This is a genomic window from uncultured Pontibacter sp. (assembly GCF_947502515.1).
Lineage (GTDB): Bacteria > Bacteroidota > Bacteroidia > Cytophagales > Hymenobacteraceae > Pontibacter.
This window is the reverse complement of sequence record NZ_CANNAI010000002.1, coordinates 211,708-227,320: the sequence shown is the minus strand read 5'-3', so window position 1 is coordinate 227,320 and position 15,613 is coordinate 211,708. Positions and strand designations below refer to the sequence as shown.

General features: G+C 50.7%; 14 protein-coding genes. 8 read left to right on the top strand and 6 right to left on the bottom strand.

Translation table 11 applies throughout. From position 1 onward, the window contains the following. Complete coding sequence (locus Q1A54_RS05700; RefSeq protein ID WP_299985771.1) at window positions 1-1,602, top strand: hypothetical protein; 1,602 nt, start codon at window positions 1-3, stop codon at window positions 1,600-1,602. A 459-nt stretch (window positions 1,603-2,061) separates the two neighbouring features. On the opposite strand, the gene Q1A54_RS05695 is transcribed toward Q1A54_RS05700, so the two are convergent. Beyond that, the gene (locus Q1A54_RS05695; protein ID WP_299985769.1) at window positions 2,062-3,129 is read right to left on the bottom strand and encodes a DNA topoisomerase IB; all 1,068 of its coding nucleotides are present in this window, start codon (window positions 3,127-3,129) and stop codon (window positions 2,062-2,064) included. 139 nt (window positions 3,130-3,268) lie between these two features. Between Q1A54_RS05695 and Q1A54_RS05690 the strand changes: the two genes are divergently transcribed. From Q1A54_RS05690 to Q1A54_RS05675, 4 genes are all read left to right on the top strand, one after another. Continuing rightward, window positions 3,269-3,679, top strand: coding sequence for a hypothetical protein (locus tag Q1A54_RS05690; protein WP_299985767.1), 411 nt, complete (start codon window positions 3,269-3,271; stop codon window positions 3,677-3,679). An 89-nt stretch (window positions 3,680-3,768) separates the two neighbouring features. After that, window positions 3,769-6,618: a pitrilysin family protein gene (locus tag Q1A54_RS05685; RefSeq protein ID WP_299985765.1), complete on the top strand. Its 2,850-nt coding sequence runs from the start codon at window positions 3,769-3,771 to the stop codon at window positions 6,616-6,618. Between the two features lie 216 nt (window positions 6,619-6,834). Continuing rightward, on the top strand, window positions 6,835-7,671 hold the full coding sequence (locus Q1A54_RS05680; protein WP_299985763.1) for a M48 family metalloprotease: 837 nt from the start codon (window positions 6,835-6,837) through the stop codon (window positions 7,669-7,671). Window positions 7,672-7,728: 57 nt separating this feature from the next. Beyond that, entirely contained in the window at window positions 7,729-8,868 is a 1,140-nt protein-coding gene (locus tag Q1A54_RS05675) for a phosphatase domain-containing protein (RefSeq protein WP_299985761.1), read from the top strand. A gap of 179 nt (window positions 8,869-9,047) precedes the next feature. Here the strand turns inward: Q1A54_RS05675 and Q1A54_RS05670 are convergent, their stop codons facing one another. Both Q1A54_RS05670 and mtgA read right to left on the bottom strand, forming a co-directional pair. Beyond that, on the bottom strand, window positions 9,048-9,539 hold the full coding sequence (locus tag Q1A54_RS05670; protein WP_299985759.1) for a DUF4440 domain-containing protein: 492 nt from the start codon (window positions 9,537-9,539) through the stop codon (window positions 9,048-9,050). Next, window positions 9,526-10,263, bottom strand: coding sequence for a monofunctional biosynthetic peptidoglycan transglycosylase (gene mtgA / locus Q1A54_RS05665; RefSeq protein ID WP_299985757.1), 738 nt, complete (start codon window positions 10,261-10,263; stop codon window positions 9,526-9,528). Before mtgA ends, Q1A54_RS05670 begins: the two co-directional genes overlap by 14 nt. Window positions 10,264-10,421: 158 nt before the next feature. On the opposite strand from mtgA, the gene Q1A54_RS05660 reads away from it, so the two are divergent. Next, window positions 10,422-11,057 carry an LON peptidase substrate-binding domain-containing protein gene (locus Q1A54_RS05660; RefSeq protein ID WP_299985755.1) on the top strand — a complete coding sequence of 212 codons (636 nt, stop codon included), beginning with the start codon at window positions 10,422-10,424 and terminating at the stop codon, window positions 11,055-11,057. Then, window positions 11,057-12,286: a metallophosphoesterase gene (locus Q1A54_RS05655; protein WP_196114708.1), complete on the top strand. Its 1,230-nt coding sequence runs from the start codon at window positions 11,057-11,059 to the stop codon at window positions 12,284-12,286. The genes Q1A54_RS05660 and Q1A54_RS05655 overlap by 1 nt, the downstream gene beginning before the upstream one ends. A gap of 7 nt (window positions 12,287-12,293) precedes the next feature. On the opposite strand, the gene Q1A54_RS05650 is transcribed toward Q1A54_RS05655, so the two are convergent. Together Q1A54_RS05650 and Q1A54_RS05645 are read right to left on the bottom strand one after the other, a co-directional pair. After that, window positions 12,294-13,202, bottom strand: a complete 909-nt coding sequence (locus tag Q1A54_RS05650) for a diacylglycerol kinase family protein (protein WP_299985752.1) — start codon at window positions 13,200-13,202, stop codon at window positions 12,294-12,296. A gap of 41 nt (window positions 13,203-13,243) precedes the next feature. After that, on the bottom strand, window positions 13,244-14,053 hold the full coding sequence (locus Q1A54_RS05645) for a M48 family metalloprotease (protein ID WP_299985750.1): 810 nt from the start codon (window positions 14,051-14,053) through the stop codon (window positions 13,244-13,246). A gap of 262 nt (window positions 14,054-14,315) precedes the next feature. On the opposite strand from Q1A54_RS05645, the gene Q1A54_RS05640 reads away from it, so the two are divergent. Continuing rightward, complete coding sequence (locus Q1A54_RS05640; RefSeq protein WP_200805479.1) at window positions 14,316-14,507, top strand: hypothetical protein; 192 nt, start codon at window positions 14,316-14,318, stop codon at window positions 14,505-14,507. A 79-nt stretch (window positions 14,508-14,586) separates the two neighbouring features. Here Q1A54_RS05640 and Q1A54_RS05635 read toward each other — a convergent pair whose 3' ends face one another. Beyond that, the gene (locus tag Q1A54_RS05635) at window positions 14,587-15,402 is read right to left on the bottom strand and encodes a murein L,D-transpeptidase catalytic domain family protein (protein ID WP_299985747.1); all 816 of its coding nucleotides are present in this window, start codon (window positions 15,400-15,402) and stop codon (window positions 14,587-14,589) included. Between the last annotated feature and the right edge of the window lie 211 nt (window positions 15,403-15,613).

Below are 15,613 nucleotides of genomic sequence, written 5' to 3'. Positions count from 1 at the left end.
ATGCAGCACCTATACCTTAAAACGGCGCTCCTGCTGCTTCTTACTCTAATGCTGAGCAGTTGCGCCGACAATGATTTTTACCAAAAAGACGCGTTAGTGCAGCCGGGAGAGTATGATCTGCCCCCGGCTGGCACTGACAGCGTATGGGTCGTGGCAGGTCGCCATTACGAACGCGGCTGGCTGCACCGCCTCTTCTGGGGTCGCCACCACCGCGACAGCTGGACTACTCCTGTAAAACTTCCCGTGTTCGATCTGTCACGCGTCAACGGCGGGATGGAGGTCATTAAAAAAGGGGGCGGCTACCAGACCAGCAACTTTCACCTTCAGGACAGCCTTGGCCGCATCTACGCTTTCCGCTCCATCGACAAAGACCCGGTGCAGGTGCTGGCTAAGTTCTGGCGTCCCACATTTGTCACCAATATACTGCGCGATCAAACCTCCTCTGCCACTCCCTACGGTGCCCTGATCATACCTGACTTAGCCAGTGCCGCCGGCATCTACCATACCTCTCCTACCCTCTACTATGTACCTACCAAAGATACTTTGTTTGGAGAACATGCCGGGGCGGTGCAGGGCAAGGTTTACATGCTCGAAGAGAAGTTTGAAGGTATAGCCGACACGCTGGGTATGTTCGGAGACGTGGCAGGTTTTGAAGGTTCTGATGATGCCCTGCGCAACCGCTATGAAACCAACACACACCACTTCGACCAGAAGGCCTTTGCTCGCGCCCGACTGCTGGATGTGCTGGTCGGTGACTGGGACCGCCACAAGGGCCAGTGGAATTGGGCGGCTTATCAGGAAGGACCGGCGGATATCAGGTATAAACCCATACCCAAAGACCGGGACCAGGTGTTCCTGAAAATGAACGATGGGGCTATACCTTTTATCGCCACCAGCAAACTAATCGCCCGCAAATTCAACTCATTTGGATCCAAGATCAAAGATGTGAAAGCTCTGATGATCAATGCCGAGTTTATAGACGAGCGCCTGCTCCATGAACTTACCCGCACGGATTGGATGGAAATAGCAGAAGAATTGAAGCGTATGCTCACAGATCAAACCATCGAAAAAGCAGTCCGAAATCTGCCACCTCCCATTTTCGCCCTCAGGGGAGAAAGCACTATCCAGAGCCTGAAAAACCGGCGCGATCAATTGCCGGAGGTAGCCGAAGAAATGTACGAAATCCTTGCCAGGCATGTGACCATCGCCGGCACAGATGAGAGCGACAGGTTTCATGTTAAACGACTGGATGATGAACGAACAGAAGTCATCTTAATTCGTCCTGCTCGGAACGGTATACCTGAGAGAGTGCTGTACCAGCGCATATTCTATAGAAAAGAGACTGAAAAGATCACGCTGCACGGCCTTAGTGGAGAAGACGAATTTTTGTTGGAAGGCGACGTAGCAGAAGGTATATTGGTGGAAGTATACGGAGGATTAGGTGAAGACGAAATCACGGACAGATCATCTGTAAAAGGCTGGCGCAAAATGACCCACGTCTACGACACCGAGCGCGGCAACGAAATCGATTTCGGCACAGAAGCCAAAGACCGCACCACCCGAGACGTGAGAGTGCACGCCTACGACCGGGAAGGGAATTAGGTAATTCAAACTTGTAGGGACAGTTCGCTATTCAATGCCATCAAATTAAGCAAATGTCTCTTTCGGTTTTACCAATCCGAAAGTTTTATCGAGGCCCCCTACCCCCACTGCAGATAGGACTGTTAGGTTCTGTCGAAAACTATCCTTTTGAGGGGATTATAGGGGTGTTGATTGCGTTGTAAAAGACTTTAAATGACTATGCCTAGATTAGCCTACAGTTGGAAACACCCCGCTGAGAGCTTCGCTCGCAAGTTTCGACTCGCGTCTCATTTGTCCTCAAAGGGAGAATCTGCTAGAACTCGACGGCCCTGCCCACTGCAGGGGATTTCCTAATCCCCCATGTGTCGGCACCGGTGGGTCTGGAGACCCGCACCAGTTCGGATTCGGATTAATAAATCCGAATCAGCTTCCTCTGAATCTTTAAGTTGACGGCATTAAGCCGCGACCTGTCCCTACATATTAAACTTTCAAACTCTTCTCGAGCATTTTAAGCACAAACTCTTCCATGCTGCTAAGGTGTTGGACTTTAGATTTTGTGGGATCATGCTTTTTGAGGAAGCCCATTAGCTTGTCCTCCCGAAATAGATTTACTACCTCCGGGTGGATGTAGTATTTGCTGCAAACAGTCGGTGTGTTTCCCAAGCCCTTCGCCACTTCTTTCACGGCCTCTTTTATACCTTTCTCCTTGTCGATCTCCGGGTCCTCTTCAATCACCCGCTCCAGGCACTCCACCATGCGCACTGTGCCACCCCAGGTCCTGAAATCCTTTGCTGTGAAATCATGGGCGGTCACGTCTCGCAGGTATTCGTTCACGTCGCCGGACTCAAGTGTTTGCCGCTCCCCGTCTTCATCGTAATATTGAAACAGGTCGTAGCCCGGAATATCCTTGCACTTCTTCACCAATTGCGCCAGACGCCGGTCTTTCAGGTCAATCTTCTGCTCCACCCCTTTCTTGCCTACGAATGAGAAGGTGACGGTGCTGCCGTTAAAAGTCACATGCCGGTCACGCAGTGTGGTGAGGCCGTAAGACTTGTTAGACTTGGCGTAGGCACGGTTCCCGATCCGGATGAGCGCATTATCCATGATCGATACCACCAGCGCCGTCACCTTGCGTTTGTCCAGCTTACGGGACTGGATGTCCTGCTGTACCTGTTCGCGCAGGACTGGCAGTGACTTGCCAAACGTAATCATACGACCAAATTTTGTCAGGTTGCGGGCTGTTTGCCACTCCGGATGATAGATGTACTGCTTCCGGCCTTTGTCATCACGGCCGGTCGCCTGCAGATGTCCGCGGGGTGTGGTGGCAATCCAGACTTCAGTCCAGGCTGGCGGTATTACCAGTTTTTTTATGCGCTCAAGTATTTTTTCATCTGTTACTTTCTCTCCCTTGTTATTGAGGTAATAGAAACCGGTACCGGCTTTTTTGCGGGTGATGCCCGGCTTTTCGTCAGAGGTATAGCGCAGCCCCGCCCACTCTGCCGAGAGAGCCGGGTCTTTATATAAATTGTGTAGTTCTTTCTTAGTCATCTGCTGAGGCATTAGGCGCCTCCTGCCCATAATACTTCAAACTTGTGCAAAAGTTATTCGCCTTACAGACCGTGCAACAGCTTTTGCTTATACCTCCTCAACATTTACCCTTATATTTGCTTCGGATAATAACATACCCATGACCATACATAAACAGATCTCTTACCTCTACGCCTTCTTTGGCGTGTTCATGCTGGGCTGTGGCGCAGTGGCCGTAGACGTGGCTGGCGAGCAGGCCCGTACTGCGCTGATCACAGGTATAGCCGGTGGTTTGCTGGCTTTGGTGGCCGGGCACTTTCTGAACCGCCGCAAGCGCTGGGCCTTTTTGCTGGGTACTGGTGAGGCTGGTCTGCTGACGTTGCTACTCGGATGGCGATCCGGCACCTATTTTATCCGCTTGCTCGAGATGGTGCAGGAAGCGCCGGAACCTAACTCCACCCAAACGGCAGGCATGGCTTTCCTGCTCACTACCGCCATGCTGGTAGTCGCGCTTCTGACTCTGGCAGTGTCTGTTATGTTCGCTAAGCAAGTGTTTGCCGAGACAAAATAGGTGTTCGTCTATATTTTTCTATAGCATTAAACCTTTATGTGTTATATTGGTCCTAACATAAGACCAATCGTTCACCTAAAAAGACTAATATGCTTCAGAAAATCGGTTTGAGTATCGTGCTCACGGCCAGTGTGGTCAGTGCAGCCGAGGCGCAGACAAAACTCGTGGAAAAGGTAACCAAGAAAAGCGATGAGCTGGTTATACCTTACGAAAAATACAAGTTGGCCAATGGCCTGACCCTGATCGTGCACGAAGACCACTCCGATCCGGTAGTACATGTGGACGTAACTTATCACGTAGGCTCCGCCCGCGAAGAAGTTGGCAAGTCAGGTTTCGCCCACTTCTTTGAACACATGATGTTCCAGGGCTCCGACAACGTGGCCGATGAAGAGCACTTCAAAATCGTATCTGACGCCGGTGGTACCCTGAACGGTACGACTAACCGCGACCGCACCAACTATTTCGAGACTGTGCCTAGCAACCAGCTGGAGACAGCCCTGTGGCTGGAGGCTGACCGCATGGGCTTCCTGCTCGACGCCGTAACCCAGAAGAAATTTGAGGTACAGCGCGAAACCGTGAAAAACGAGCGCGGTCAGAACTACGATAACCGTCCTTACGGTCTGGTGTACGAGAAAACATCGCAGCACCTGTACCCGCACGGTCACCCTTACTCCTGGACTACGATTGGTTACATCGAGGACTTGAACCGCGTAAACGTAGATGACCTCAAGAACTTCTTCCTGCGCTGGTACGGACCTAACAATGCTACTGTAACAGTAGGCGGCGACGTGAACCCGGCTGATGTGGTGAAACTGGTGGAGAAATACTTTGGCTCTATACCTGCCGGCCCGGCTGTGCAGGACATGAAGCCAATGCTGGCTTCTCTTACTGCTGACCGCTACATCTCTTACGAAGACAACATACGCTTCCCGATGCTGCGCATGACGTACCCGGTGCCTGAAGCTGGTCACAAAGACGAGCACGCGCTGGACGTACTGGCAGAGATCCTAGGACAGGGCCGTAACTCTATTTTCTACAAAAACTTTGTAAAAGAGCAGAAAGCAATGCAGGCTTCTGCCTTTAACTCTACTTCTGAGCTGGCAGGCGAATTTGGCATCACCATCATGGCCTATCCAAACAGCACGCTGGCTCAGATGGAAGAACTCCTTCGCAAGTCGATCGCTGAGTTTGAAACCCGCGGTGTGACCGACGAAGACCTGCAGCGCTACAAAGCCTCTGCCGAGTCGAGCCTGATCAACCGCATGGCGAGCGTGAGTGGCAAAGTATCACAACTGGCTGCTTATGAAACTTTCCGCAACAACCCGAACTACCTGCAGGAGGAAATTCGCCGCATCAACGCGCTGACCAAAGACGACGTGAAGCGTGTGTACAACCAGTACATCAAAGGCAAGCACGCCGTTATCCTGAGTGTGGTGCCAAAAGGCAAGCCGGAGATGGTGGCGAAAGCCGACAACTATACGGTTGACACCAACACGTCTGTAGCACAGCCGCAGGATTACAGCGGCCTGAGCTATACCAAGGCAGTTGACTCGTTTGACCGCAGCAAGCGCCCGGTAGCAAGCCAGGCCAAAGCGGTGAGCGTACCGAACTTCTATACCGCTAAGTTCAAGAATGGCATGAAGGTGATCGGCACTAAGTCGGATGAGATTCCAACTGTTACGCTGCAGCTGACTATACCTGGCGGACACCGTTTAATGGCTAATAATCCTGGAAAAGCAGGTATAGCTTCACTTACAGCGTCCCTGTTGAACGAGGACACTGAGAACTACTCGTCAGAAGCATTCACCAACGAGCTCGACAAACTGGGTAGCTCTATCCGCATCGGCTCTGGTACTGAAGACACCTATATAACAGTACAGTCGCTGAAGAAGAACCTGGACAAGACACTGGTACTGCTAGAAGAGCGCCTGTTCCGTCCGAAGTTCGCCGCTGATGACTTTGAGCGTTTGAAAAAGCAGCAGCTGGAAGGTATAGCCAACCAGTCGACGCAGCCAACAGCTATTGCCAGCAGCGTTTACAATAAGCTGCTTTATGGCGAGAACCACATCATGGCGATCCCAACTTCTGGTACTACGGAGTCAGTGAGCAGTATTACCCTGGACGATGTGAAGCAGTTCTACACTGCCAACTTCACGCCTACAGGAGCTGAGTTGGTCATCGTAGGTGATATCGATGAAAAGGAGATTGTAGGCAAACTGGGATTCCTTAAAAACTGGAAGAAGAAAAACGTGAGCATCCCTGCTGATGTGAAAGCTCCAGCCATTGCGGGTACTAAAATCTACTTCGTGGACAAGCCAGACGCAGCACAGTCAGAGATCAGAATTGGTTACGTGGCCCAGCCTTATGACGCGACCGGTGAGTACTACAGAACATCACTGATGAACTTTGTGTTGGGTGGTGCTTTCAACAGCCGCATCAACCTGAACCTGCGTGAAGACAAAGGCTATACCTACGGTGCCCGTTCAGGCTTCGGTGGTAGCCGTTTCGCAGGTCCTTACACGGCTTCTGCCGGCGTTCGCGCCGATGCCACTGCCGCTTCTGTAGTTGAATTCATGAAAGAGATCAACGATTATAGAACAAAGGGCATCACAGAAGAAGAGCTTCAGTTCATGAAGAACTCCATCGGTCAGTCAGATGCACGCCAGTACGAGACGCCTGCTCAGAAGGCGAACTTCCTGGGCCGCATCCTGCGCTACAACCTGAAGAAGGATTACGTAAGCAAGCAGACGCAGATACTGAACAACATCACGAAGCAGGAGATCGACGCCCTGGCTGCCAAGCACCTGCCGTCAGACAAGATGCACATCGTGGTTGTAGGCGACAAGAAAACCGTGTTGCCTGAGCTGCAGAAGCTGAGCTACGACGTGGTGGAGCTGGATACCAATGGCAACCCCGTAGGTACCTCATCCGTAAAATAGACCATACTACACTTGGAAAAAGCCCCTGAAATTCAGGGGCTTTTTTATTTGCACTATTTAGAACCTCCAGCCCTCTACTCCCACCCTCAAACCAAGGCTAATTTTAATCCGTAAGCGCATACTAAAATCTAATATCGTTAGTTCTAAGCAAATCGCAGGGTACCTTTTCAGAGCTTATACCTGCACAGCCTAAAAACATAGTTTCAATTTAATTACATGATGAAGTATATCAATCGTACGGCACCCTGGCTACTTGTTTTCGTCAGCGTGTTTTTCATGAGCAGCTGCAAAGACAATGAAGGTGTGATCTTCTCCACCCAGGATGACATCCGGTTAGGTGAGCAGGTATCACGGCAAGTAGACTCCACTTTTCGTGCCCAGGGCAAACTGCTGGAGCGCAACTCTAACAACGCCAATGTGCAGAAAGCCTATACCCACCTCGACCGCATCGTGAACCGAGTGCTTAACTCCGGGGAGATCAAGTATCGAAATGAGTTTGTCTGGTCCGTGAAGATCATCGATGACCGCGAGACTCTGAATGCCTTTGCAGCACCGGGAGGCCACATTTATGTGTATACCGGCCTAATGAAGTTTCTGGACGACGAGGACCACTTTGCAGGCGTATTAGCTCATGAAATTGCCCATGCCGACAAGCGCCATAGTATTCAGCAATTACAGCGTGAGTACGGCATCGCTATTTTGCTCTCGGTAGCACTGGGCAACAATGCGGGCACCCTGCAGCAAATAGCCGGTCAGTTGGCGGGCACACTGGCAGGCCTGCGTTTTAGTCGCGGAGCCGAAACCGAGGCAGACAATGCCTCTGTGGTATACCTGGACGGCACCGATTATTACGCCTGTGATGGAGCAGCCGGCTTTTTTGTGAAGCTGAACGACCAGGCGCAGGGCAGCAACCCGCCAGAGTTCCTGAGCACGCACCCGAACCCGGACAACCGCATTGAAAACATACAGCAGCAGGCGCGGCAGCGCGGCTGCTCCACGGACGGGGCCGCAAACACAGACTTTAATGAACTGAAAAGAAGCCTAAACTTATAACCAGCAAAGGTCTGCCGCAGGGCAGGCCTTTCTGTTTAAGCACCATACCTAAGCACTATGAAAAAGATAAAGAACACTGCTGCAAAAGCTGTCTTAAAAGTTGAAGAGAAGTTTGACACCCTGACTTTTAACCTGCGTCGCAAACTCAATATGTTTGGTCCGCTGCATATCATGACTTACCGCAGCTATGGTACTCCCACCCGCCTGTATGTAAAGGGCCGCGTGCTGGTTGACAAAGGCATCACGGAGTCAGAAGCAAATGACACGCTCTGGGAGAACATCCTGAACATGTATAAGCGATTCAACAGCCGGGAAATACCGGGAGCACGCGTCGAGCTATGTCTCGAAGACCAGAAACACGAGATCACGACGGATATTGAAGGCTATTTTGTGATGAACCTCGCCCCCGAAAAACCACTGCAGCTGGAGGACATCTGGCACACGATCAATATAAACCTGACAGATTCCCCAGTGGCGTTTGATGGTCCGGTAAAGGCGCAGGCGCATGTGCTGGTACCGCCCCCTGATGCAGAGTATGGCATCATCAGTGACATAGATGACACCATTGTGCGAACCGGCGCCACGAGCATGTTGCAGACTGGCCGGAACGTACTGCTTAACAATGCCCACTCGCGTATACCTTTTCACGGCGTGTCGTCCTTTTACAAGTCGCTCCAACTAGGGCGAAACGGGAAGCGCAACAATCCCTTTTTCTACGTCTCCAGCAGCCCCTGGAATACCTATGACCTGCTCTATCATTTCCTGGAGCTGAACGAGATCCCACAAGGTCCGCTCTTACTGCGTGACTTTGGGATGGATGAAAGCAAGCTCGGGGCCTCCGACCACATGAGCCACAAGTACAAGGAAATCGAAAATATACTGATTACCTACCCGGAGCTCAAGTTTATTCTGATCGGCGACAGCGGGCAGCAGGATGCCGAGATTTACACCGAGGTCGTGCGCAACCATCCGGGCCGGGTACTGGCTATTTACATTCGGGATGTAAACATCGAAAAGCACACTAAAAAAGTGGTTACAATCTTCGACGAATTCAAGGACAGTAAAGAAGTGGAAATGGTACTCGTGAAAGAAACCCTGGAAGCCGCCAAACACGCTGCCCAGTGTGGCTATATCTTCAATGAGGAACTCTCCGAAATCGCCAGAGAAACAGAAGTGGACGCTGCGGGAGATGAGTAAATTGATTGAGTGAATGTGTGGTTGAGTGAGTTAGTGATTTTGGGATGAAAGGTTAATTATTGATTGAATAGAATTCGAACAAAATATCTATTTGAATTCGACGTATGACACTTAATTTGATCAATTATCAATTCAATAAATAAACCACTCATCCACTAACTCACTCATTCACTAAATTCCTAACTGGAATGGTCCGCTACGATCTTCCAGCCCTCCGGAAAGCGTTTAATAATGATGGAAAAATGACCTTGCAGGTCGCCTAGTTCAGCTTCGCGCTGGAGGTGCCACTTACCTACTACCAGCATGTGGCCGACAGCCAGGTGGCGCATCTCTTTCAAATCGAAGGTCAGCTTGCCCATAGCCGTCGAATCAGGGTAGCTCTTGCGGTAGTTGTCAAGGGTCTTTTGCCAGCCGTAAGTCAGGCCGCTCTTACCTACAAACAGCAGGGAGTCTGATTTCCAGTAGTCTTGCATAAAGCAGTCAAGGTCGCCCTGGCTCCAACAAGCCGACTGCGAGGCCAGCATGTCACGTACCTGAGCTTCAGCTACCGCCCTATCCTGTGTAACTGGAGAATCTGTGGTAAGCTCCACCTGTTTTTCCTCCTGCTGACAGGCTGTGCCTGATAGGCCTATACCTAGGACCAGTGCGCAGATAAACTTATTTCTTCTCATCTTTTTCGGGAAGTATGGTTTTGATGTAAGTTGTTCCGCCCAGTCGGCCCATGGCGCGGGCTATGCGGTACTGCCGGCCCATCACGTAGGCCGATGGTCGCCCGGCAGAATACCGGATCGGGTTTGGAAGAACCGCTGCCAGTCGAGCCGCCTGCTGACGACCAACCTCCGAGGCAGGTTTCTTAAAGTATTCCTGGGAAGCAGCCTCTACACCGAACACCCCGTCCCCCATCTCTGCTATGTTCAGGTATACCTCCATAATGCGCTGTTTGCCCCAAAGCAGTTCGATCAGAAACGTAAAATAAGCCTCTACCCCTTTGCGCAGGTAACTCCGGCCATGCCACAGAAACACGTTCTTGGCCACCTGCTGACTGATGGTGCTCCCGCCTCTGATGTTGGTCTCTTTCTGATTGCGCTTGAACGCATCGGCAATGGCATTGAAGTCAAAGCCGTGGTGCTCCAGGAAAAGCTGATCTTCAGATGCCACTACGGCAAGTGGCAACTGATCCGACATCTCTTCCAAAGAAACGAACTTATACCTGATCGCAGGTTCATCCTTGCCCGCTGTTCCAGCCTCGGCACGGCGTTGAATCATATGCAGCGTTACTGGTGGAGCCACCCAACGGTATACCAACACCCACAGCACACTCAGGAGCACGAGGCTCAGCAAAAGCTTTGTAGTGACGAGCCTGATCTCGCGAAAGCCCAGCCGTTTCTTCTTCATTTTAAGAGGTTGAAAATAAGTGCGCAAAGCTAAGTGTTTTGGCTTATAATGCAACAAAAGCAACCTGACTGAATTAAGATACTTAACACGGCTCTGATCATACCCGTATTTCATATACAAAACCTCTACTTGCTTGTTATTAAGCTAAAGAATAGACCATGCAAAAGTATCTGCCTTTGTTTCCGTTGAATATCGTGGTGTTTCCGGGCGAGAAGCTGAACCTGCACATCTTCGAGCCACGCTACAAGCAGCTGGTCCACGACTGCATCGAAAACGAGGGCACTTTTGGGATACCTGCCTTCATCAACAATGGTGTAGGACTGTATGGCACGGAGATCAAACTGCTGCACGTCGAGAAAAAATACGACACCGGGGAGATGGATATACGCACCCAGGGACTGGGCATATTCAAGATACTGGAGTTTGACAGGCAGGCGCCGGGCAGGCTGTATGCAGGCGGCAAAGTAGAGGAAGTAGAGAACCTGGAGGATGAGGATATCGTGACGAAGATGAAGATACGAGAGAAACTACAGGAACTGTATACCGCCTTAGGTATAAGCAGTATCCTGATGGATCTACCTGAGAACTTCAGTTCTTTTGACGTGGCCCACCATTTAGGTCTCAATACAGAACAGGAATATACCTTATTGCAGTGTAACAGTGAGGCACTGCGGCAAGAGATGATCCTGCAGCACCTTGAACAGGTACTACCTATCGTGGCCGAAACTGAAAAGCTGAAGGAACGTGTCAAGCTCAATGGGCATTTCAAAAACCTCACACCACCCAACTTCTGATGCTGCTATACTTTATTCTCATACCTACTGTGCTATTTTTGGTATTTGGGCTTTTCAGCTACTGGCAGGAGCTCAAATACCGGAACAAGCCCTTCTACAAACTATCGGATGTAGGCTGGCGCAAGTGCCTGCCCAAACCCGAGGCCCGGTTGGTGCACAGCATCGCTTTTATGGGGGACGTTGGCTATGTGGCGACCGATGGCACCGACCCTGTAATGAAGCTATTAGGTGAATGGCAGGATACTATAGGACCAGACGGAAGCGTCCTGTTTCTGGGCGATAACCTGTACCCAGTAGGGCTTCCTGCTGAAACCCACCGCCACTACCCTGCCGCAAAAGAGCGCCTGGACTTTCTGTTGCACCAAATGGGAGCGTATGCAGGACGCAAGATATTTCTGAGCGGCAACCATGACTGGAACAAAGGGCGCAAAAAAGGACTGGAATATGTGCTGCGACAGGAAAAGTATGTGGTGGATACGCTGCAGGATGAATGCAGTTACCTGCCACGCCATGGTTGTCCGGGCCCGGATGCCATACAATTAGCCGACGGGCTGTTGCTGGTGATCATCAACACACAGTGGTGGGTGCAGCGCGGCGAAAAGCCCATGGGTCGCAAACAAGGCTGTCCCTATGATGATATCGAGGATTTCTTCCTGCGCCTGAACAAGATTCTAAGGCGAAACAGGCACCAGCGCATTGTCGTGGCCGCGCATCATCCGCTTTACAGCAATGCCCTTCACGGTGGCAAGTTCACGATCAAGCAGCACATATTCCCGTTGACAGCCGCGCACAAGCGCTTTTATATCCCACTGCCGATCTTTGGCTCGCTATATCCATTTTACCGCAAAATGTTCGGCGCCTATGAAGACATGTCGCACCGCAAATACCGCAAAATGCGCAAACGCCTGCTTCGTATCTTCCATCAGTACAGCAACATCGTGTATGTGGCCGGGCATGACCATAACCTGCAGCACTTTGAGGTACGGGACAACCATTACATCGTCAGTGGGTCCGGGAGTAAAACATCATTTGTGAAGAAGGGCGGCAAAGCTACCTTTACGCTGGAGCAGCGGGGCTTTTTTGTTCTGAACTATTATGATACCGGTGAGGTATGGATAGAAGCTCTGGCGGTGACAGAGGGGGAAAATGTCTCAAAACCCGGAGCCGTAGTTTTCAGGAAAGAGCTAGGCTCTGTACTGCAGCCAAAAGAGCAGACGCAGGAGGTATAATTTTTTATTATACCTCCTCTTCAGGTATAGGCAGAATGACTTTCAGACTCTTGGGGTGCATCGTTACTTTGATCTCCTCTCCTAACTCAGCCGGCTCCCCATCGATGTGCACTACTTCATGGTCGACGTTGTACACAGTAGCTTTGTGGCAGCTGATACGGCGGGTATAGACCGATCCGTCGATATTGTCAGTGTACATGCGGAACAGCAGCGCCGGAGCTGCCGCCTTCGGAAAAGGCTCGATCAGGCAGATCTCAAAACGGCCGTCGTTCAGAATTCCACTCGGGTTGATGGCGGCATTGCTCCCAAAGGCATTGGCATTGGCAATCGTAACCATAAAAGCCTCTCCCTCAAAATTCTCCGTATCCGTTTCAATGCGGTAGAACTTTGGTTCGTAGTTCATGTATTCCTGCAAGGCTATCCAGGCATAAGCTCCCGGGCCTCGCTTGTCACCCTCGCAGAATCGCTTTACGACGAGCGCATTGAACCCCAGGTCACTCAGGTGAATGGAAGGCTGGCCGTTCAGGTCAATGGTGTCAATGTTGCGTACCACGTGTTCATGAATCAGCTGCAGCGCCTCCTCTGTGTCCTGCGGTATACCCAGGTCTTTTGAGAGTCCGTTGCCTGAGCCGAGAGGGATGATGCCCAGGGGCGTCTTACTACCTATTAGCAGCGCCCCTACCAGACTAACGGTACCATCGCCGCCAACAGCAAACACCGCATCGAAATGATGCAGCTCGATTTGTTTCTTTACATGATCCTGATCTCCTGCACCAGTAGTCCGGTAAATGGTGCAGTTCAGCTGATGCTCGGCACAGGTAGTCCTTATCTCTTCCTCCAGCTCACTTTTGTCTATGTCGCCTGCGATGGGGTTGATAACAAATAGCAGGTTTCTAATCTTATCCTCTTGTTGCATGCTGCTGTTGTGGTGTCTTTGGGTGGTTTCAGTCTGATGGCTTATTCGATCAAACCAGCGGGCAAGCCGTTTGGATATTCCTGTTGGATGGCACGCTCTATTTCAGCTATACGGTTACCTGGGTTTGGGTGGGTTTGAGTGAACTCAGGACCACTGGCTCCACCGCTGGCCTCCTCCAAAATTCGCATCACCTCTATCATGGCCCGCGGGTCATAACCAGCCTCACCTGTCAGGCGCACCGCCAGCTTGTCCGACTCAAGCTCATCCTCCCGGCCATAGCGCATGTTCATTAGTTTCCCAATCATAGCAGCTGCCACGGCACCGGTTTGCGAGGCAGGATTATTCGGATCATAAGTGGCAATGGCAGCAGCGCCGGTGAGGCCCTGGGTGAGCTTTGCCTTGGCCAGTTGCTGGGCAGAGTGCCGTCCAACCACATGCCCTATTTCATGGCCCAGCACTCCTGCCAGTTGGGCTTCTGAACTGAGGCGACGCAGCAAGCCAGCCGTTATAAAGATCTGTCCGCCAGGCAAGGCAAAGGCATTTACTGTATTTTCATCAGCCAGAAGGTGAAAGTCGAACTTATAAGGTGTTTCTCTGACACGGGTACTTTGAACAAGGCGCTGCCCTATTTCATTTACTTGCGCCCTCGCCTCTTCGTCAGGGTGCAACCCACCATATTGAGATGCCATTTTGGGAGCGGTCTGCAGTCCCAGGGCGATCTCTTGCTCTACGGTCATGTCTACGTGCTGCATCTGGCCGGTATACTCATTTTCCTGCCTGTTGCACCAGTAAGTGACCAGTGATACCGCCGCGATCAGAACGGCGACGATCAACTTCATGACTGCTCTCATCTTACGCTTCTCCTTAAATTTTTAACTACCATTCGAATCCTTAGCCAACTATCGCAAAAAAGTGTCTGAGTCAGTCGGGTATGCTGCCTCATCATATACTTTTATTGCACTAAAAAGTATACGCAAGCGCGCGGAAAAAAACGAGCAGAAGAAGACATGTATAGGTAGAAGAAGTATAAATAGCTACCCTATTTTATATGAAATTCGTAATACATTAAAATTGCTGCGAAAGCAGCTTCAACTAAAATGAAATATCATGAATATGAAACGAACATTCGGTGCCATTCTGACCATACTAGGTATAATCGGCATCATCTGGGGGGCATATGCTTTTGTGATGGGAGGCGATGGTGCGGCTATTGGCCAGTACACGGCTGCTGTACCCTTTGTAGTAGGCCTGATCTTTTTCTTTGCGGGTATCAACCTAGTTAAAACGACGAAGGACCAGACCTAAATATCTAAACTTATAAACAGAAAATGCCACGCCGGATTATCGGCGTGGCATTTTCTGTTTTATTCGGCTGGCTTACTTGCTATGCACTAACGGGCGATGTACCCTGTAGCGCAGCGAAGCCCTCAACGGCTCGTTCTAAGTTCAGATAGTCCGAGGTATAGGCCTTGTCTGCACTGTGAATGTACAGCACGGTATTGTCCTTAATCAACTCGATCACGTCACCCGAAATAGCCCGTGGCACAGCCGGGCATCCCAGGCTACGACCTAACCGGCCATACTGCTTTACAAAATCATCGCTTACGTAGTCAGCACCGTGCAGCACGATGGCTCGCTCCATGGCTTTGGAGTTATACTGCTCATCCATACCTGATAAGCGTAGGGAAAGCCCATGCTTGCCATAGTAAGTCTTGTTGGTGAGGTAGAAGCCCATGCTACTCATGTTGGAGTTAGGCTCGTTCGAAAACTTCTCTGCTCTTACATTGCCTGTATTGCGGCCATGGGCCACCAGGTTGTTATAAAGCACTTTATTTGCATCCAGATCAATAATCCACATGCGCTTCAGGTTGCTCGGCTTGGTGAAGTCAACAACTGTGAGTATCTGCCTGTCAGTTGCCGTCAGACCGTCCTGCTTAAAGTTATGGTAACCGGTATATGCCCGCTCAAACACACTGAAAGAAAGTCCGGCAGTCTTTAAACCCGATCTGTTGTACACCTCCTGCACATGCTCATCAAAGGCAAGTTTTTTCTCGGCTAAGGACAAGCGGGCAAGTGAAGTGGAAGTCAGAACGGTTTCAGCCGTGCGTTCCTTCGGATCCGACTCATCGTGTCGGGCCCCACCAGGAGTGGCAACAAGCATGAAACTAAGGGCAAAAGAGGTGACAATAGCTCTTATCATAGGGTTATTCTACTTATAGGGTTTTACGCAATTACAGTACTAACAGGGAAAAACACAACAATTGTTCCCTTTTACCTTGTTTATATCCCATACGCGGCCTATTGTACAGCTCGCTGGCCCCACATATATGCTAAACGCTTGTGGTCCTGCAGCTTAGTATGTGTGGCAAGTATATTATTTCGGCTTATGCCGTTTTCTATTTTATAAATTG